This is a genomic window from Pseudomonas sp. NPDC090208, from assembly GCF_044746785.1.
In the GTDB taxonomy this organism is placed as follows: Bacteria; Pseudomonadota; Gammaproteobacteria; order Pseudomonadales; family Pseudomonadaceae; genus Aquipseudomonas.
In genome coordinates this window covers 114,454-133,919 of sequence record NZ_JBIVCU010000002.1, presented here as the reverse complement: position 1 = coordinate 133,919, position 19,466 = coordinate 114,454, and the positions used below count along the sequence as shown (strand labels likewise).

At 60.5% G+C, this 19,466-nt stretch carries 17 protein-coding genes; 3 read left to right on the top strand and 14 right to left on the bottom strand.

Annotated elements, in window-relative coordinates:
* Window positions 1-89: 89 nt before the first annotated feature.
* Entirely contained in the window at window positions 90-560 is a 471-nt protein-coding gene (locus ACIPL0_RS03620) for a PA2169 family four-helix-bundle protein (RefSeq protein WP_400593961.1), read from the bottom strand.
* Between the two features lie 233 nt (window positions 561-793).
* Between ACIPL0_RS03620 and ACIPL0_RS03615 the strand changes: the two genes are divergently transcribed.
* Together ACIPL0_RS03615 and ACIPL0_RS03610 are read left to right on the top strand one after the other, a co-directional pair.
* Complete coding sequence (locus tag ACIPL0_RS03615) at window positions 794-1,057, top strand: DUF3820 family protein (protein ID WP_400593584.1); 264 nt, start codon at window positions 794-796, stop codon at window positions 1,055-1,057.
* Between the two features lie 54 nt (window positions 1,058-1,111).
* Window positions 1,112-2,293, top strand: a complete 1,182-nt coding sequence (locus tag ACIPL0_RS03610; protein ID WP_400593964.1) for an aminotransferase class V-fold PLP-dependent enzyme — start codon at window positions 1,112-1,114, stop codon at window positions 2,291-2,293.
* A 398-nt stretch (window positions 2,294-2,691) separates the two neighbouring features.
* Here the strand turns inward: ACIPL0_RS03610 and ACIPL0_RS03605 are convergent, their stop codons facing one another.
* From ACIPL0_RS03605 to zwf, 3 genes are read right to left on the bottom strand one after another with little or no spacing between them, the layout of a single operon-like run.
* Window positions 2,692-3,366, bottom strand: coding sequence for a bifunctional 4-hydroxy-2-oxoglutarate aldolase/2-dehydro-3-deoxy-phosphogluconate aldolase (locus ACIPL0_RS03605; protein WP_400593587.1), 675 nt, complete (start codon window positions 3,364-3,366; stop codon window positions 2,692-2,694).
* Between the two features lie 18 nt (window positions 3,367-3,384).
* Complete coding sequence (pgl, locus tag ACIPL0_RS03600; protein WP_400593589.1) at window positions 3,385-4,104, bottom strand: 6-phosphogluconolactonase; 720 nt, start codon at window positions 4,102-4,104, stop codon at window positions 3,385-3,387.
* Window positions 4,091-5,560, bottom strand: a complete 1,470-nt coding sequence (zwf, locus tag ACIPL0_RS03595; protein WP_400593592.1) for a glucose-6-phosphate dehydrogenase — start codon at window positions 5,558-5,560, stop codon at window positions 4,091-4,093. The genes pgl and zwf overlap by 14 nt, the downstream gene beginning before the upstream one ends.
* Before the next feature lie 231 nt (window positions 5,561-5,791).
* Between zwf and ACIPL0_RS03590 the strand changes: the two genes are divergently transcribed.
* Window positions 5,792-6,661, top strand: coding sequence for a MurR/RpiR family transcriptional regulator (locus ACIPL0_RS03590; protein ID WP_400593595.1), 870 nt, complete (start codon window positions 5,792-5,794; stop codon window positions 6,659-6,661).
* Between the two features lie 177 nt (window positions 6,662-6,838).
* Here the strand turns inward: ACIPL0_RS03590 and ACIPL0_RS03585 are convergent, their stop codons facing one another.
* From ACIPL0_RS03585 to edd, 10 genes are all read right to left on the bottom strand, one after another.
* The gene (locus tag ACIPL0_RS03585) at window positions 6,839-7,723 is read right to left on the bottom strand and encodes a D-hexose-6-phosphate mutarotase (RefSeq protein ID WP_400593598.1); all 885 of its coding nucleotides are present in this window, start codon (window positions 7,721-7,723) and stop codon (window positions 6,839-6,841) included.
* A 260-nt stretch (window positions 7,724-7,983) separates the two neighbouring features.
* On the bottom strand, window positions 7,984-9,339 hold the full coding sequence (locus tag ACIPL0_RS03580; RefSeq protein WP_400593601.1) for a carbohydrate porin: 1,356 nt from the start codon (window positions 9,337-9,339) through the stop codon (window positions 7,984-7,986).
* 136 nt (window positions 9,340-9,475) lie between these two features.
* Window positions 9,476-10,636, bottom strand: a complete 1,161-nt coding sequence (locus ACIPL0_RS03575; protein WP_400593604.1) for an ABC transporter ATP-binding protein — start codon at window positions 10,634-10,636, stop codon at window positions 9,476-9,478.
* Window positions 10,637-10,638: 2 nt separating this feature from the next.
* Window positions 10,639-11,484, bottom strand: a complete 846-nt coding sequence (locus ACIPL0_RS03570) for a carbohydrate ABC transporter permease (protein WP_400593607.1) — start codon at window positions 11,482-11,484, stop codon at window positions 10,639-10,641.
* Window positions 11,477-12,385 (bottom strand): carbohydrate ABC transporter permease, encoded by a 909-nt coding sequence (locus ACIPL0_RS03565; protein ID WP_400593609.1) that lies wholly within the window; start codon window positions 12,383-12,385, stop codon window positions 11,477-11,479. Before ACIPL0_RS03565 ends, ACIPL0_RS03570 begins: the two co-directional genes overlap by 8 nt.
* Window positions 12,386-12,534: 149 nt before the next feature.
* Window positions 12,535-13,821 carry an ABC transporter substrate-binding protein gene (locus ACIPL0_RS03560; RefSeq protein WP_400593612.1) on the bottom strand — a complete coding sequence of 429 codons (1,287 nt, stop codon included), beginning with the start codon at window positions 13,819-13,821 and terminating at the stop codon, window positions 12,535-12,537.
* A gap of 298 nt (window positions 13,822-14,119) precedes the next feature.
* Complete coding sequence (locus ACIPL0_RS03555; protein ID WP_400593615.1) at window positions 14,120-15,580, bottom strand: ATP-binding protein; 1,461 nt, start codon at window positions 15,578-15,580, stop codon at window positions 14,120-14,122.
* A 6-nt stretch (window positions 15,581-15,586) separates the two neighbouring features.
* A complete protein-coding gene (locus ACIPL0_RS03550; protein WP_400593618.1) occupies window positions 15,587-16,324 on the bottom strand; it encodes a response regulator in 738 nt (245 codons plus the stop codon).
* Between the two features lie 175 nt (window positions 16,325-16,499).
* Window positions 16,500-17,465, bottom strand: coding sequence for a glucokinase (locus ACIPL0_RS03545; RefSeq protein WP_400593621.1), 966 nt, complete (start codon window positions 17,463-17,465; stop codon window positions 16,500-16,502).
* Window positions 17,462-19,288 carry a phosphogluconate dehydratase gene (gene edd, locus ACIPL0_RS03540; RefSeq protein WP_400593624.1) on the bottom strand — a complete coding sequence of 609 codons (1,827 nt, stop codon included), beginning with the start codon at window positions 19,286-19,288 and terminating at the stop codon, window positions 17,462-17,464. Before edd ends, ACIPL0_RS03545 begins: the two co-directional genes overlap by 4 nt.
* Between the last annotated feature and the right edge of the window lie 178 nt (window positions 19,289-19,466).

The window sequence follows — 19,466 nt, the reverse complement described above, 5'->3', positions numbered from 1 at the left end:
CAGGGCTCCCTCCCACTCTCAAGCTGTTCAGCAGCCAATAAAAAACGCCAGACTGATCTGGCGTTTTTTTATGGCTGGCATCAAACCAATCAGCTGGCCCGACGCACGCTGTCACGCAGCGCCTTGACCTTGTCGTGGTTGGCCTGCACGCCAGTGAGCTGGCGCTGGATCAGGCTGACAACGTTGGTAGGCAAGGCTTTTTCGATAGCCTTCTGCTGAGCATCGCGATAAGCCTTCAGCGCATGGTCTTCGCCGCGCTCGACTTCATTCAGCACCGCTTCGTCGCTTTTGCCCGTCACGGCGGCCTTCAGCTCGACCCACATGCGGTGAGCCGCGCCAGCGGCGCTGGAAGAGTTTTCCGGATCACCGCCCAAGGCGCGAACTTCGGCCTGGAGCTCACGAACCGCCGAGGCGCATTCCGAAGAGCGCGAAAGGAAATACGCTTTGATTTCAGGGTTTTTGACGTCTTCGGCGCTGGTATGAAAACCTTTCTCGCCGTCTTTGCTGGTTTCAATCAGGTCGTTGAGGACCGAGATCGCTTCTTTATTGATATCCGTCATTTTGCAGTTCCTTTCTGGCAGGTTATTCGAGAAACCGGATCGATGAAAACACTCGATAACTGAGTAATTGCATCGCCCGTGCCAGTCGAAACTACAAATTAAATCGTTATTTTTCATACAGTTACTTTTATCAAGATACAGCCTCGCCGCGCTTTCTGCATGATCTGTGCGTTGGCGTAGTTGCAGAATGCACGTATCTTTCAAGTTCACTGAAAAGGACAGACGGCACAGCCATGAACCCGGAGAAACTTAAACTTCTACTGACGCGGGAAATGCCGTTTGGCAAATATCAGGGACGGCTGATTGCGGACCTGCCCGGTGACTACCTGAACTGGTTTGCCCGCAAGGGATTTCCACCGGGCGAACTGGGCAGTCTGCTGGCGTTGATGCACGAGATCGACCACAACGGCCTTTCCGCCCTCCTCGACCCATTGCGCAGCAAGCCTCGCGAGCCGCTACGACAGAACTCGCTGAAGACCCCTATCCGCTTCTCTTGACCGTTTTTTGACCGAGTGCGAGTAGCCCCGATGAACAGTGCCTCAATCGCTGCAATGGAATCAGCTGTCGAACAGGCCCGCGACGAAGCCTTTTGGCATGAAGTCGCCGGCCAATACGATCTAGAGCCAGGACCGCTCAACTTCGAGCACGGTTATTTCGGGCGCATGACCCGGGAAGCGCTGCGCACCTACGGGCAGCATCTGGCGTACGTGAACCGCAGCAACTCGGTGTATGTACGGCAGCGCTTCGACACCCACGACAGCGAAGTCATTCGCACCGATCTGGCCGACCTGCTGGGCATTCCCGCTCATGAAGTAGCACTCACGCGCTGCGCTTCCGAGTCTTTGCAATCACTGATTCGCAACTACAACGGCCTCAAGCCGGGCGATCAGGTGCTGATCAGCGATCTGGATTACAACAGCGTGCAAAGCGCCATGCGCTGGCTGGCCAGGAGCCGCGGCGTCGAAGTCATCGAGATCAGGCACACCCACCCTGCCAGTTACGAATCGCTGCTACAGACCTACCGCGATGCTTTTACGGCCCATCCACGCCTGAAGCTGATGGCGCTGACCCATGTCACCCATCGCACCGGCCTGGTCATGCCCGTGCAGGCCATCGCCGCACTGGCCGAAGCGAGCGGCATCGATGTGGTCCTCGACGGCGCTCATGCACTCGGCCAACTGGACTTTCAACTCGCCGAACTGGGCGTCGCCTTCGCCGGTTTCAACCTGCAGAAGTGGATAGGCGGGCCGCTGAGCCTGGGCGTCATCTACGTGAAACAGGAACGACTGGCGAGCATCGATCCGGACATGGGTGATCAGCGCTACGCCGAGGATGACATCCGTGGCCGTGCGCCTTATGGCACGCCTAACATTCCGGCACTGATGACCCTGCCGCAGGTGTTTGCCGAACATCGCGCGCTGGGTGGTGCTGCGGTGAAAGGCGCACGACTGGCGTATCTGCGAGACTTGTGGGTACGCGAAGCGCGCCGGATGGAAGGTATCGAAGTGCTGACCCCGGACGACCCACGACTGTACTGCGGGATTACCTCGTTCCGCTTCAGCCGTCATGACGATCAGGCCCTGATGACCCAGCGCCTGCTGGACCAACATGACATCTTCGCTGTTGCCCGAAACGGTTCCGCTTGCGGGCCGTGCATTCGTATCACGCCGGGCTTCGTGACCTCGGCTGCGGACGTCGAGCGGCTGGTCGATGCATTACGTGCTCTGGCCTGAAAAAAACGGCGCCCTCAATTACAAGGGCGCCGTAAAGCTCTTGGAGAACGAACTGCAAAGGAGTGGCTAGATTAGGCGGATCGGCCAGGCCCGGTGCGGTACATGTTTACTCACCGATATTTTCTACGATGCGCTCCCACATCCCAGCGCCAGAACACAGAACCTGTAGGAGTGAGCTTGCTCGCGATGCGTCTGATCAGACCCTGCAAATGCGCCTGATGCACCGGATCGCGAGCAAGCTCACTCCTGCACCATGCGCAAAAAAAAACGGTGCTCCGGACCAGGGAGCACCGTGAAATAGCCATGCAACGACGACTTCGGCAAGCGCGCCCGACAAGGGCGCGAAAAAGGGGTATTGCGATTAGAACAGCCTCTGCATGAACAGAGGCTGTCGAAGATCAATCGAACAGCGCGACCGCTTCAGCCGTGGCATCGGTGATGCGCTGCCACTCGCCGTTCTTGACCCAGCTGCTGTCGATCATCCAGGTCCCGCCAACGCACATGACGTTCGGCTGGGCCATGTAGCTCTTCAGGTTAGCGGCGCTGACGCCACCCGTCGGGCAGAAGCGCACTTCCGGGAACGGCCCGCCCAGCGCCTTGATCGCGCCGACGCCACCGCTGATTTCAGCCGGGAACAACTTGAAGCGACGGTAGCCCAGGGCGTAGCCGAGCATGATTTCCGACGCGCTGCTGATGCCTGGCAGCAATGGCAGTTCGCTTTCTACACCGGCTTCCAGCAGATCCTGGGTGCTGCCCGGGGTCACGATGAATTGCGAACCGGCTTCTTCCGAAGCCTTGAGCATGTGGCGATCCAGCACGGTACCGGCGCCGACACACAGCTCCGGGCGCGCGTCGCGCAGCATGCGAATGGCCTTGAGGCCGAATTCGGAACGCAGGGTGATTTCCAGGGCAGTCAGGCCGCCTGCCGCCAACGCGTCGGCCAGCGGCAGCACGTCCTGCTCCCGTGCAATGGTGATGACCGGCAGAATCTTCGCTTTCGCGCAGAGTTCGTCGATCTGGGCAATCTTGCTCGCCATGTCATTCAACGGTTGTTTCATCAGGCTTTTCTCCATGGCGGCTGACTCCTTTGCTTATGGGCACCAGTAGATCTCTAAGGACGAATTGAGGAACGCGCGTACCGGCATTTCGGCGAGATCCTCGCCGGCCAGCGCGGTGCGCAGGGTTTCCAGTTTGGCCTGCCCGGAAATGGACAGGATTGGCGTCGTGGCCGTCGCCAACAGGGCACGCGTCATGGTCAGACGCTGATGCGGTGTGCTCGGCGCCAGCATCGGCAGGCAGCGCCGCTCACTTTCAAGGTTCAGTGCTTCGGCCAGGTTCGGGCTGCCCGGGAACAACGAGGCGGTATGCCCGTCATCGCCCATGCCAAGCACCAGCACATCGATCTTCGGCAGCTCCTTGAGCGCTTCATCGGTCGCCGCAGCCGCTTCATCCAGTGTCGTGGTCGGACGATAGAGGCTGAAGAAGCCCGCCTCGGCCGCAGGCCCCTGGAACAGAAAGCGCTTGAGCAGACCGGTGTTGCTGTCAGCGTGCTCGGTGGGCACCCAGCGCTCGTCGGCGAGGCTGATGACCACCCGCGACCACTGGATCGGTTTCTGCGCCAGCGCCTGGAAGAACGCCACCGGACTCTTGCCACCGGACACCACCAGCGTGGCCGTGCCGTGCGGATTGCTGGAAATCGCCGCGGTCAGTCGCTCGGCGACATGATCGGCGAGCGCGCCGGCCAGCGTTTCAGGGTTGTCGAATTCCCGGGCCTCAAGGCCCGCCGGAAATTGCAGATCACATATCGCCATACCAGGACCTCCCGTCACGAGTGATCAAGGCAATGGAACTCATCGGCCCCCAGGAACCGGCGGCATAAGGCTTGGGCGCATCGCCCGCCTTTTTCCAGCCGGCAATCAGCTGGTCGCACCACTGCCATGCGTACTCGATCTCATCTTTGCGGACAAACAGGTTCTGATTGCCGCGCATGACCTCCAGCAGCAACCGCTCGTAAGCGTCCGGAACACGGGCGCTGCGGTATGCGTCGGAGAAGCTCAGTTGCAATGGGTTGCTGCGCAATTGCATGCCTTTGTCCAGGCCCTGGTCCTTGGTCATCACCTGCAAGGAAATGCCCTCATCGGGCTGCAGACGAATGATCAGGCGGTTGTTGATCTGCAACCGCTGCTCCGGGGCGAAGATGTAGTGCGGCGGTTCCTTGAAGTGGATCACGATCTGCGACAGCTTCTGCGGCATGCGCTTGCCGGTACGCAGATAGAACGGAACCCCCGCCCAGCGCCAGTTACGGATATCGGCACGAATGGCAACGAACGTTTCGGTGTCGCTCTGGGTGTTGGAGTTTTCCTCTTCCAGATAGCCGGGGACCGGCTTGCCTTCGCTGTAGCCGGCGATGTACTGCCCACGTACCACCTGAGTCGCCAGGCGTTCCGGGGTGAACGGCACCAGGGCCTTGAGCACCTTGACCTTCTCGTCGCGGATGCTGTCGGCCGACAGGTCGCTGGGCGGGTCCATCGCAATCAGACACAGCAGCTGCAACAGGTGGTTCTGCACCATGTCGCGCAACTGGCCGGCCTGATCGAAGTAACCCCAACGACCCTCGATACCCACTTTCTCCGCCACAGTAATCTCGACGTGGGAAATGTAGTTCTGGTTCCATTGAGTTTCGAACAGGCTGTTGGCAAAACGCAGGGCAATCAGGTTCTGCACCGTGTCTTTGCCCAGGTAATGGTCGATCCGGTAGACGCGACTCTCCGGGAAGAACTTCGCCACGGCGTCGTTGACCCGACGCGACGAGGCCAGGTCGTGGCCGATCGGCTTCTCCAGCACCACACGAATGCGCTCGGCCAGACCGACCAGGGCCAGGTTTTCGCAGATCGCGCCGTACACCGAGGCTGGCGTCGCGAAATAGGCAATCACGGTCTTCGCATCGCCCACGACTTCGGCCAGACCGGCGTAGTCCTCGCCTTTGAGGAAATCGACGTGCAGGTAGCTCAGGCGTGCCTGAAAACGCTCCACGTGCTCGGCTTCCAGCTGCGATTCAGGGACGAAGCGGCGCAGATTCTTGTCGATGTACGCCAGATGCTCCTCAGGCGTGCCCGCTTCGCGAGCCAAGGCAAGAATTCGGGTCTCGGCATGCAACAGTCCGGCACGGTCCAGCTGGTACAACGCAGGAAACAACTTGCGCACTGCCAGGTCACCGAGGGCGCCGAACAAGGCAAATGTGCACGGTTCTACCGTAATCGAGAGCATAATGTTTGTTCTTTTATCAAGTTAGGCTACAAATACCTTTTTTAAAGGCGTTACTCAAGGCCAAATGTAGTAATAACCACAACATTTCGTCAAAAAGCACATTAGAGTGGTGATCACCACAGGCCCTCAGTACGATAGGCCACCTTTGCTACAGGCTAAAGGCCTGTGTTGGCACCTTTACACTCAAGGCCCGCCGACCCGCCCGCCGCAGCTTCATGAGAAGGACTTGGAATGGAACGCGTACGCAATCTTCTGGAGCAGATCCAGAGTCGTCTTGAAGAGTTGAACAAGGCCGAGCGCAAGGTCGCCGAGGTGATTCTGAGCAATCCCCAGCAGGCCACGCGCTTCAGCATTGCGGCCCTGGCCCAGGCGGCCAAGGTCAGCGAGCCGACCGTCAACCGCTTCTGCCGCTCGTTCGATGTCAGCGGCTATCCCGAGCTCAAACTGCAACTGGCGCAGAGCCTGGCCAGCGGCGCGGCGTATGTCAGCCGTGCCGTGGAAGCCGATGACAACCCGGAAGCCTACACCCGCAAGATTTTCTCCAGCGCCATCGCGTCGCTGGACAGCGTCTGCCAGGTGCTCGACCCGAGCCTGATCAGCAAGGCCGTGGACATGCTGATCCAGGCCCGGCAGATCCACTTTTTCGGCCTGGGCGCATCGGCCCCGGTGGCAGTGGATGCCCAGCACAAGTTCTTCCGCTTCAACATGCCGGTCACCGCCCACGCCGATGTGCTGATGCAACGCATGCTGGCGTCGGTGGCGCACACCGGTGAGCTGTTCGTGATCATTTCCTACACCGGTCGTACCCGCGAGCTGGTGGAGGTGGCGCGCATCGCCCGGGAAAACGGCGCCTCGGTGCTCGGCCTGACCGCCGCCGATTCGCCACTGGCGAAGGCCAGCACCCTGAGCCTGAACATCCCGTTGCCGGAAGACACCGACATCTATATGCCAATGACCTCGCGCATCGTGCAGCTGACCGTGCTCGACGTCCTCGCCACCGGCATGACCCTGCGCCGCGGCGTGGATTTCCAGCCACACCTGCGCAAGATCAAGGAAAGCCTCAACGCCAGCCGCTATCCGGCGGATGATGAGTTGAGTTGACCGGCGCTCGAGTTCCGTAGCCGTCCGGCTTGCCGGCGGTGGCGTCCGATCCATCGCTGCCGCCGGTCTCTTTGTAGGAGTGAGCTTGCTCGCGATGGCGGCGCGACAGGCAAAACGAATGTGACCGATCCATTGCAATCGCGAGCAAGCTCACTCCTACAGAGAGCGGATGCAGCGTCAGAACGGGAGCGATGCCACTTGCGCCTGCAGGCTCAAACGAGCTTGCTGCCCCGGCGCAAGGCTCAGGCAATCGTCCACGCCTGACGCCGCCTCGACCCGCAGGAAGCCGTTGGCTTCATGGCCGCCCAGGCCGAGCAGCGGGCGGCTGCCGGGGTGCCAGATCACCGTGTTGTCGCTGTCACCCAAGTCGATGTTCAGACGCCGCTGCCAGGCGTCGTCCTGCAGCGCCACCGACCCACTGTGGTCGAACACTCGCTGACAGCTGCCGAAGACACGCAGATCACCTTGCTGTCGACACGGTCGGCGGCTGAGTTCATCGTAGCCCTGAGCGCCATCCAGCCCTTCCAGCGCCACGTCGGCGATGTCGCTGATCCGCCAGTAGGCATGCAATGCGTGACCGAACTGGCAGGGCTCGCTGTCTTCGTGTTGCGTTTCCAGACGCAGGTCCATGCCCTGCCCCAACTCGGCATGCAGATCGACCTGCCAGTCCCACAGCTTCAGTTGCCAGTGCAATGAAACGCCGGATTCGCTTTCCTGGCTGTCGATCAGCTTCCAGTCGAGCAACCGCCCCCAACCGTTGGACGGCCAGCCGCTCTCGCCGGGATGGCGCCCGACCCACGGCCAACACACCGGCACACCACCGCGAATCGCACCGACTTGCGGCCACTGCTCGGCGCACCACAACCAAGGTTTGTCCCCGGCAGGCTGGAAATGCAGCAACTGCGCCCCCTGCCGGCTGAACACGGCCTGACATCGCGCATGGTTGATCACCAGCACGTCACGTTGCTGATAGCGTTCCCACTGAAAGGTCGGCTGCGGTCGCACCGCAGTGAAAAAGCGCTGCAGAGGATGCTCAAGCGATCCTGTGTCACTGATGGCCATGGCTGTCCCGATTGATTCCGATATTCATTTGGAACATCTTCACTAAACGCCGCTATGCGTCGCTCCAGACCAGGACTCTGCCCGGTAGGGCGTAGGAGCGCTGCACCGACGGAGCCTGCGCAAAAAAAAGCTCCGGAACCGGAGCACATCGCATAAAAAAACGGGCAGCGAGGCTGCCCGCAAAGCACACACGACCCTTGATCGTTTGTGAAGCACACCAGAGCCGTACGGAGGAGCGGTCCGCACGGCCGTTGTCACGCTTAGAACTTGGTCTGCAGCTTCAGACCGGCAACCAGTGCGTTGTCGACGTGGTCGGTACCACCTGGGTGAATCACGTATTGCACGTTCGGACGCACGGTCAGCCAGTCAGTGACGTGTACGCCGTAGTAGATTTCCGAGTTGTATTCGGTGTTCTGGATCGGCAGGTAGCCTGGATTGTCGAAGTCATCCACACCGTTCTGCTGGTTGACCAGACGGGCACGGTCACGAACGTTATCGTTGACATGGATACGCGAGAAGCCGACACCGATGTCATCCTTCGGACGGGCATCGAACGGGCCTTTGTAGACGAAGCCGACGTTCTGGAAGTTGTCGACGAAGTTGGTGGCCTTGTCGTGTACCGTGGCGTTGAAGAACACGCTCAGGCCACGGGAGGCATCACCGCCGACAGTGGTCAGTTGCTGCTGAGCCACGAACCACCAGCCATGCTTGCTGCTGTGGGACTTGAAGTCGTTGCCGGTGAGGGCTTGCGGCTGACCGTTGACGTCGTCTTTCAGGTCATCGGCGCTCGGGCTGCTGTAGTACCAGCCCAGACGGTATTCACCTGGCAGCGAGTTGACGGTTGGCGACCACACCACTTCCACCGGAACCAGCGTACCCTTGGCGCCGCTGCTGCTGAGCTTGAAGCCGTTACCGGTTTCCAGAACGCTCGGGTTCTGCTCATACACACCGACTTGAGCGAAGAATTCCGGCGTGATGTTGTATTTCACGCGTACGGCCCACTGGCTGACCGGCCAGTTGTACCAGGTGTTGACGTAGTTCGCTGCCTGAGTGCCGCAGAACGTCAGGTTCTGGAAGTCGCAAGGGAAGCTGCCGAAGTCTTCGCCTTCACCCATGCGGCCGAGCTTGATGTCCAGCGCGCCGTCGAAGTACTTCTGCTTGTACCACATCTGGGTCAGGCGCCAGGTCTGGCCACGGCCCCAGACTTCCTGCGAGGAACTGAGTGTGCCGACACGTGGATCGCCGAGGCGGTCGTTGGAGATGTTGCGGCCACTACGCTCGGTGACGGTCAGCTTGAACTCGGCGTCCTTGATACCGAAAACCTTTTCCAGGTCGATCTGCGTACCGATGGCGAACTGGTCCGAGTAACGTGCAGTCTTGTCGGTGTCGTAGCCGCCCTTGGCGTTGACGCCGACTTCACCCACGTACTCCAGGTTGAAATCGTAACCCTTGTCATGCAGCTCTTTGCGCAGACCGCCCCAATCTCCGGTCATGTGCTCGTTGGCGTTGAACGGCTCCAGTGCGAAGGCCGACCCGGAAAGGGTCAGAGCCCCCAGAACCGACAACCCACTCGCCAACCGGAACTGGTTAAGCGATTTGCCTTTTACCTTCTTCATCCCTTAATTCCTCGTTTTATTGTTATTAGCTCTGAACAGCGTTGTAACCACTTGCTTCGTGTGTCGGACAGACCTCTCGTACGGCAGGATCGGCCTGTCAGTTGTGCTCGTTACCGCAGTACTCCTGCGTTCGGGATCAATGGCGGTTTAGCCGCGTGACGTTCCCCATGCTTTCAGCGGCCTGCGATTTTCCCAGCGCCCCCAGACGTTCTCCGCTTGTGGCGTCGAACAACAACACTTTGGATGGATCGAACTGCAAGGTCAGGGTTTCGCCCACTGCCGGCGCGACATCCGGCGCCAGGCGGCAGCAGACCTTGCTGTCGTTCAAGGTGACAAACACCAGCGTGTCCGGCCCGGTCGGTTCGGTAACCTGGACTTCGGCACGAATGGTCGGCGCGCCTGCAGCCTCGCCGGACGCTAACACGATCTGTTCCGGGCGAAGGCCCAGAATCACCTCACGGTCTTCCAGCCCCGCATCGCTCATGCTCATCGGCAATTCGCAGCGCGCCTGACCGCTGTCGAGCAGCGCAACCAGACGACCATCCTTGCGTTGCAGACGCAGCGGAATGAAGTTCATCGGCGGCGAACCGATGAAGCTGGCGACGAACAGGTTGGCCGGGTCGTTGTAAATCTCTTTCGGCGTGCCGAACTGCTGGATGATGCCGTCCTTCATGACCGCCACCTTGTCGCCCAGGGTCATCGCTTCGATCTGGTCGTGGGTGACGTAGACCGTGGTGGTCTTCAGGCGCTGGTGCATCAGTTTCATTTCGGTACGCATCTCGACCCGCAGCTTGGCGTCGAGGTTGGACAGCGGTTCGTCAAACAGGTAGATCTTCGGCCGCCGCGCCAGCGCACGGCCCATGGCCACACGTTGCTGCTGACCACCGGAAAGCTGACCCGGCTTGCGGTTGAGCAGGTGTTCGATCTGCAGCAGCTTGGCGACCCGCGCCACTTCTTCGTCGATGGCCGACTGCTCCATCTTGCGAATCTTCAGGCCGAATTCGATGTTCTCGCGCACGCTCATGGTCGGGTACAGCGCGTAGGACTGAAACACCATGGCGATGTCACGATCCTTCGGGCTCATGCCGCTGACGTCCTGGTCGCCGATCATGATTGCGCCGCCGGTGATGGTTTCCAGGCCGGCGATGCAGTTCATCAGGGTCGACTTGCCGCAACCCGACGGGCCGACCAGGATCAGGAACTCACCGTCCTTGATCGACAGTTCGATGTTCTTCAGGGTGTCCGGCAGGCCGGCGCCGTAGGTCTTGTTTACATTGCGAAGTTCAAGCGTTGCCATGATTACCCCTTGACTGCGCCGGCCGTCAGCCCGCGCACGAAATACTTGCCCGCCAGGATGTACACCAGCAGGGTCGGCAGCCCGGCGATCATCGCCGCCGCCATATCAACGTTGTATTCCTTGACCCCGGTGCTGGTGTTGACCAGGTTGTTCAGGGCCACGGTGATCGGTTGCGAATCGCCACTGGAAAACACCACGCCGAACAGGAAGTCGTTCCAGATCTGGGTGAACTGCCAGATCAGGCAGACCATGATGATCGGTGTCGACATCGGCAGGATGATGCGGCGGAAAATCGTGAAGAAACCGGCGCCGTCCAGGCGTGCCGCCTTGACCAGCGCGTCGGGAATGCTCACGTAGTAGTTGCGGAAAAACAGCGTGGTGAAGGCCAGACCGTAGACCACGTGGATGAACACCAGGCCGGTAGTGGTGCTGGCCAGGCCCATCTTGCCAAGGGTGAACGAGGCCGGCAGCAGCACGGTCTGGAACGGCAGGAAGCAGCCGAACAGCAGCAGACCGAAGAACAGTTGCGAGCCGCGGAAGCGCCACATCGACAGCACATAGCCGTTCAGCGCACCGATGGCGGTGGAAATCAGTACCGCCGGAACGGTGATCAGGATCGAGTTCCAGAAGTAGCCTTTGACCGTGGCCCAGGCCTTGATCCAGCCGATGCCGGTGATTTCTGCAGGCCAGCTCAGCAGGTTGCCGGTGCCGATGTCTTCAGGCGACTTGAAGCTGGTCAGCAGCATTACCACCAGTGGCACCAGGTAGATCAGCACGGCCAGAATCAGCACCGCGTAGATGGCGATGCGGCTCAGGCTGATGGAAGGTTTGGCAGCGAGACTAGTCATGACGCTTGGCTCTCAGCTCGGAATACAGGTAAGGCACGAGGATCGCGAGGATCGCACCGAGCATCAGGATCGCACTGGCCGAACCCATGCCCATCTGGCCGCGGCTGAAGGTGAACGAGTACATGAACATCGCGGGCAGGTCGGAGGAATAACCCGGGCCGCCGGCGGTCATCGCCGCCACCAGGTCGAAGCTCTTGATCGCGATGTGGGCGAGGATCATCACCGCACTGAAGAACACCGGACGCAGGCTTGGCAGCACCACTTTCCAGTAGATCTTCGGCATGCTCGCGCCATCGATCTGGGCGGCACGAATGATCGATTGATCGACGCCGCGCAGACCGGCGAGAAACATCGCCATGATGAAGCCCGAGGCTTGCCACACGGCAGCGATCACCAGGCAGTATACAACGCGGTCCGGGTCGATCAACCAGTCCAGACGGAAGCCTTCCCAGCCCCAGTCACGCAGCAGTTTGTCCAGGCCCATGCCAGGGTTGAGCAGCCATTTCCAGGCGGTACCGGTGACGATCATCGAGAGCGCCATCGGGTAGAGATAAATCGTGCGGATAAAACCTTCGCGACGGATGCGCTGGTCAAGGAACACCGCCAGCAACACACCCACTGCCAGACTGATGGCGATGAACAGGCCGCCGAACAGCGCCAGGTTCTTGCTTGCCACCCACCAGCGGTCGTTGTCGAACAGCCGCTCGTATTGCGCCAGGCCCACGAACTTGTAGGTCGGCAGGAAAGTCGAGTTGGTGAACGACAGCACCGCCGTCCACAGGATATAGCCGTAGAAGCCCACCAATACGATGAACATGCTTGGCGCCAGCACCAGTTTGGGTAGCCAGCGCTGCAGTGCATCGAACGGCGAGGCTTTGCTGAACACAGCAACAGAACTCATGGTGAAATCCAGTACAGAGAATAGAGATTGCAAACACGCAAGCTGTAGGAGTGAGCTTGCTCGCGATCTGGTGAGTCAGACACGCAGGTGGGGTGTCTGGGCAAACGCATCGCGAGCAAGCTCACTCCTACAAGGGTTTTGCTAAACGCTTATTTGGCAGCCTTGATCGCAGCACCCAACTTCTTCGCCGCATCGGCCGGGTCCGCTTTCGGGTCGTTGATGTAGTTGGTGACTACGTCAAAGAACGCACCCTGCACGGCCAGCGAGGTGGCCATGTTGTGCGCCATGCTCGGTTGCAGACCGCCGGTCTTGGCGTCGGCGAGGAAGTCCTTGGCCGCCGTCTGGGCGCAGGAGTCGAAGCCGAACTTGCTCATGTCGGCGAGCATGTCGTTGCGAACCGGGATCGAGCCCTTGTTGATGCTGAAGGTTTTCTGGAAGTCTTCCCCCAGAACGACCCTGGCGATGTCCTGCTGACCGGCAGCAGTGCCCTTGTCTTTCTGTTTGAACACCGCCAGCGAGTCGATGTTGTAGGTGAAGGCCTTGTCGGTGCCCGGGAAGGCTACGCACTCGTAATCCTTGCCAGCGACTTTCTTGGCGGCAGTCCATTCGCTCTTGGCCCAGTCACCCATGATCTGCATGCCGGCCTTGCCGTTGATGACCTTGGCCGCTTCCAGGTTCCAGTCCTGCCCCTTGCCGTCGGTGTCCATGTAGGACGCGACTTTTTTCAGCTCGGTCAGTGCCTTGACCATTTCCGGACCGGTCAGTGCGCCGTTGTCCAGGTCGACCAGGGCTTTCTTGTAACCGTCGGCGCCCATCACCGAGAGCACCACCGCTTCGAACACGGTGCTGTCCTGCCAAGGCTGACCACCGTGGGCCAGCGGGATGAAACCGGCGGCCTTGAGTTTGTCGCCTGCGGCGTAGAATTCTTCGAGGGTGGTCGGGGCTTTTTCGATGCCGGCTTTCTTGAAGACTTCCGGGTTGATCCACAGCCAGTTGACGCGGTGAATGTTCACCGGCACGGCCACGTAATCACCTTCGTACTTCACGGTGTCGGAGACTTTCTTGTCCAGCAGGCTGTCCCACTTTTCCTGCTTGGCGGTGTCTTTCAGCACGTCGGTATCGAGCAGGCCGGTGGCCGCCCAATCCTGAATGTCCGGGCCTTTGATCTGAGCCACGCCTGGCGGGTTGCCAGCGACGGCACGGCTTTTCAGCACGGTCATGGCAGTGGCACCACCGCCACCTGCGACGGCGCCGTCTTTCCAGGTGAAACCGTCTTTTTCGACTTGGGCTTTCAGCACATCGACAGCCGCTTTTTCACCGCCCGACGTCCACCAGTGGACGACTTCGACAGTGCCTTTGGAGTCAGCGGCCATGGCGCTCAGAGGGAACAACGAGGCGAGAGAAACGAGTGCTGCGAGACGGGTAATCGAATTCATCTAGTTGACCTTTCTTGTTGTTATGCATGAGCAAGTCTTGGTGCTTGCGCTGCTCCGATTCTAAACATTGGGCTAGAGCGGACGGTAACGAAGGGATGCGCGAACGTCACCGGATGGTTACATTCGTTTAAACATGGGTTTCTCATATGCCTCGACACGCAAATGACGGGGCCTGTGAGCAGGGCCACCTGTGGGAGCGAATTCATTCGCGATGCGGCCGCACGGGCGACAGACATGTGTCGGATGTACCTGCCAATCGCGAATGAATTCGCTCCCACAAGAGCATCGGCGGCTGGTATCAGTTCTGACTGCGCGGCAGGGTCAGGGTGACGCGCAACCCGCCTTCGCGCAGGTTCTGCAGGGTCACTTCGCCGCCATGACTGTGGGCAATGTTGCGCGCAATCCCCAGCCCCAGGCCGTAACCCTGTTGCTGTTTGCCGGCCAGACGGAAATGTGGCTCGAACACCTGTTCCAGCCGCTGCTCAGGCACGCCCGGCCCTTCGTCTTCGACTCGCAGGACAAAGGTTTCGGCATCGTCTTCGACGAACAGATGCGCCTTGTCACCGTACTTGATCGCGTTGTCGATCAGGTTGCCCATGCAGCGTCGCAGCGCCAGCGGTTTGCCGTAGAACATCGACATGGCCTTGCCCTGCAACGTCACGCGGCCATCGCCGTTGGCGCCCAGGTACGGCTCGATCAGACAATCCAGCGCGTGGTTGAGGTCCACCGGTTCGATGTTTTCGTGGATATCGGTGTCTTTCACGCATTGCAGCGCGCCTTTGACCAGCAGCTCCAGCTCATCGAGATCGCGGGTGAACTTGGCTTGCATGGTCTCGTCTTCGAGCAATTCGACCCGCAGCCGCAAGCGCGTGATCGGCGTGCGCAAATCGTGGGAAATCGCGCTGAACAGTTGCCCGCGTTCGGTCAAGTAACGGCTGATGCGTTCGCGCATGGTGTTGAACGCCCGCGTCACTTCGATCACTTCACTGCCACCACCCTCCACCACCGGCTCGACATCCGCGCCCAGCGACAGGTCGCGGGCTGCACGAGCCAGGCGCTTGAGCGGACCACTCTGCCAATGCACCAGCAGGCCAATGAACACCAGCAGAAAGGCGCTGGTCAGACCGATGAACCAGACCTGCTGCGACGGCAGGCCTTCTTCTTCGAGCATGGTGTAGGGCTCGGGCAGCAACGAGGCGATGTACAGCCACTCGCCGGGCGACAGCTCGATCTGGGTGACCAGCACAGGTGGTTTTACCGGCTCCAGGGTCAACGCGTAGTGCGCCCAGGAACGCGGCAATTCATCGAGCTTCAGACCGCTGTTGAAAATGCGCAGGTCTTCAGGCCGCACGAAACGCACAAGAATGTCCGGATCGGCGCCGAGGTTCTGCCGCAACACCTGACCGACCACGTCGATCACCGCCGACTTGCGCACCGTCGGCTCCAGCACCTGCATGTCCAGCGGGCGATCGTTGAGGGACACGAAAAAGCGCGTGCCGCCCATGCTGCGCAACTGATCAAGGACCATGGGCCGATAGGCCACCGGCAGCGAGCGGAAGTAACTGACGCTGGCGGACATGGAGTAGCCGAGGCTGCGGGCACTGGTGATCAGGCCCTCCATTTGCGTGGCGCGCAGTTGCGACAGCCAGATCAGACTGGACAGCGTCTGTGCCAGCAACACCGCCAGCAGTGTCAGCAGCAACATGCGCCCGAGCAGCGAGCGCGGCACCGGCAGGCGGCGTTTTTTCTCGACGATCATCAACGGTCAGTAGCCATTGCCGGCCTGTGGCAGCACGTTGGCCGCCAGCAGATAACCGCTGCCTCGCACGGTACGGATCAGACGCGGCGCCTTGCCGGTGTCGCGCAGGCGTTGACGCAGACGACTCACCGCCATGTCGACGATGCGCTCCAGCGGCATCAGTTCGCGGCCACGGGTCGCGTTGCCGATGGTGTCGCGGTCGAGGATCTGCTGCGGGTTGTCGAGAAACAGTTTGAGCAGGGCGAAATCGGCGCCGGAGAGAATCACTTCCTCACCGTCGTTGTGAAACAGCCGGTGGCTGACCATGTCCAGCCGCCACTCATCGAACACCAACACTTCGCCACTGCTGCGTTCCTGACCGAACTGGGCACGGCGCAGCAACGCCTTGATGCGCGCCTGCAATTCGCGGGGGCTGAAGGGTTTGGCCATGTAGTCGTCGGCACCCAGCTCCAGACCGATGACCCGGTCGGCCTCGTCGGAACTGGCTGTGAGCATGATGATCGGCACATGGGGCTGGCGCGGGTGCTGACGGACCCAGCGACACAGACTGAAACCGTCTTCATCGGGCAGCATGACATCGAGAATCAGCAGGTCACTGGGCTCGTCGTTGAACGCCTGACGAAATTCGGCGCCATCGCCCACGGTGCGGACCTGAAAGCCGGAGCGGCTCAGATAGGCTTGCAGCAGTTCGCAGATTTCCTGGTCGTCATCGACCACCAGAATCGATTTACTGACAGTGTTCACTTTGGTCGTCCTTGCAAGCACTGAAATTGTTGTTATGGGGTGAAGCAGGTGTCGCAAGTCCCGTAGCAGAACCGTGGGAGCCGGCTTGCTGGCGAACCCGTTCGATCAGCCGACATCGAGGTGTCTGATCCAGCGTGTTCGCCAGCAAGCCGGCTCCCACAGGTACAGCGTGCCGTCAGGCCTGAGCGGCGAGCGCCTGATCCAGCGCCACACCCGCGCCCATCAGGCCCGGGTACTCGGCCGTCACCAGCCACACCGGTACGTCCTTGAAGTAATCCTTCATCAGGCCCTTTTCCGCGAAGGCCTTGTTGAAACCGCTCTGCATGAAGAAATCGGTGAAGCGCGGAATCACACCGCCGGCAATATACACGCCACCACGACCGCCAACGGTCAAAACATTGTTACCGGCGACACGCCCGAGAAACACGCAGAACTGCTCAAGTACCGCCGTGGCGACCGGATCGCCCTTGAGCGCGGCCGAGGTGATCGCCGCGGGTGACTTCAGCACCGGTGCGATTTCATCCAGCGCACAGCTGACCTGATACAGCAGCAACAGGCCCGCACCACTGAGGATAGTCTCGGCGCTGACATGTTCGTGATCGGCCATCAGGCGCATCCACAACAACGCTTCGCGCGGGTTGCCGATAGGCAGATCGACATGCCCGCCCTCGCCCGGCAGCGCAGTCCAGTGCTCATTGCCAGTACGTAGCAGCGTGCCAACGCCCAGCCCTGTACCCGGCCCGATCACCACACGGGCGGCATTGCGGTCACCCTTGCCGTGGCGCACGGTGAGGTACTCGTCATCGCCCAGGCGGGTCATGCCCAGCGCCATGGCGGTGAAGTCATTGACCATGATCAGCGTGTCGATGGACAACTCGGCACAGAACGACTGGCGATTGATCTTCCAGTGGCTGTTGGTGAAGTGAAAATCGTCGCCGGTCACAGGCCCGGCCACTGCCAGACAGATAGAACTGACGTCGCCGCGCTGCAATTCCAGATCCTGCATGTAGACCTGCAGGGCTTTTTCCGGGCTTGCATAATCGACCGTCGGGAAGACCCGGATCGAATGCAGTTGATCGTCTTCCCAGATGGCAAAGCGCGCGTTCGTGCCGCCGATATCACCCACCATGGCCAATGTCACTTGAGCGTCTCCAGATTCGAAGTAAAGGCGCTGGCGCCCTTCTCTGCCGAGCTGAAGGCCATGCGCATGAAACCGAACAGTTCGCGACCGGTGCCGACATTGTTGGCCAGACGACCGATCGCCGGTTCTCTGGCCGCCAATTCTGCCGGTTCGACCAGAACTTGCAATGTCCCTTTGACGCCATCTACCCGAATGAGGTCCCCATCACGCACAAGTGCCAATGGGCCACCATCGGAGGCTTCCGGGCAAACGTGGATGGCCGCAGGGATTTTCCCCGAGGCGCCGGACATGCGTCCGTCGGTGATCAGCGCGACCTTGAAACCGCGGTCCTGCAGCACCCCGAGGAACGGCGTCATTTTGTGCAGTTCGGGCATGCCATTGGAACGTGGGCCCTGAAAACGCATGACCGCGACGAAGTCTCGCTCCAGCTCACCGGCCTTGAAGGCGTCGGCCAGGTCCTGCTGATCTTCGAACACCCGCGCCGGCGCTTCGACGATCTGGTGCTCCAGCGCCACGGCGGACACCTTCATCACGCCACGACCGAGGTTGCCTTCCATCACCCGCAGACCGCCTTCGGCCGAGAACGGCCGAGCGCATGGACGCAGGATGTTCTCGTCGAGGCTTTCGATCGGGCCGTCGCGCCACACCAGTTTGCCATCATCGAGGAACGGCTCCTGGGTGTAACGACGCAGGCCGCGACCCGCCACGGTGTTGACGTCTTCGTGCATCAGACCGGCATCCAGCAGTTCGCGGATCAGGAACGACATGCCGCCCGCTGCCTGGAAATGGTTGATGTCGGCCTTGCCGTTCGGATAGACGTGAGTCAGGGTCGGCACGACTTCCGACAGATCCGCCATGTCCTGCCAGGTCAGCTGAATACCTGCGCACTGGGCGATGGCCGGCAGGTGCAGGGTGTGGTTGGTGGAACCACCCGTCGCATGCAGGGCAACAATCGAGTTGACCAGCGCACGTTCGTCCACAATCTCTCCCAGAGGGATGAATTCGCCGCTTTGCTTGGTCAGACGCGTCACCTGGAACGCCGCTTCGCGGGTCAGGGCGTCACGCAGCGGTGTGTAGGGATTGACGAACGAGGCGCCCGGCAAGTGCAGACCCATGACTTCCATCAGCAACTGGTTGGTGTTCGCGGTGCCGTAGAAGGTGCAGGTGCCCGGGCCGTGATAGGACTTCATTTCCGAGTCCAGCAGCTCCTCGCGGGTGGCCTTGCCTTCGGCGTAGCGCTGACGCACGTCGGCTTTTTCCTTGTTGGAAATGCCCGAAACCATCGGCCCGCCCGGCACGAAAATCGTCGGCAGATGGCCGAAACGCAACGATCCCATCAGCAGACCCGGCACGATCTTGTCGCAGATGCCCAGCATCAGCGCGGCATCGAACATGTTGTGCGACAGCGCCACCGCTGTTGCCATGGCGATGACTTCGCGGCTGGCGATGCTCAGCTCCATGCCCGGCTCGCCCTGAGTGACGCCGTCGCACATGGCCGGCACACCGCCTGCGAACTGACCGACCGAACCGACTTCGCGCAGGGCCTTCTTGATCTGTTCAGGAAAGTGCTCGTACGGCTGATGCGCCGAGAGCATGTCGTTGTACGAAGAGACGATGGCGACGTTGGCCGCGTTCATCATCCGCAGGCTGTGCTTGTCTTCACTGCCGCAAGCGGCAACGCCGTGGGCGAAGTTGGCACATTGCAGCTTGCCGCGCATCGGCCCGTCGCTCGCCGCGCCCCGGATCAATTGCAGATAGCGCTGACGGGTTTCACGGCTGCGAGCAATCAGCCGTTCGGTTACCTCAAGGACGCGAGGATGCATTGTGATGAACTCCAGGCTAGCGGTCGGGTCACCCGTTCAGACACCGGCAGGACCGTCGATCAAATCGTGCTGCAAGAGAAACGCTTCAGCAATCACTTGATTTTTCAGACAGTTGTGCCGGTTTTGCGGGTTTCTATTTGTAGATAAAACAAAATACTGCCACCAAAAAGGCTTGTTT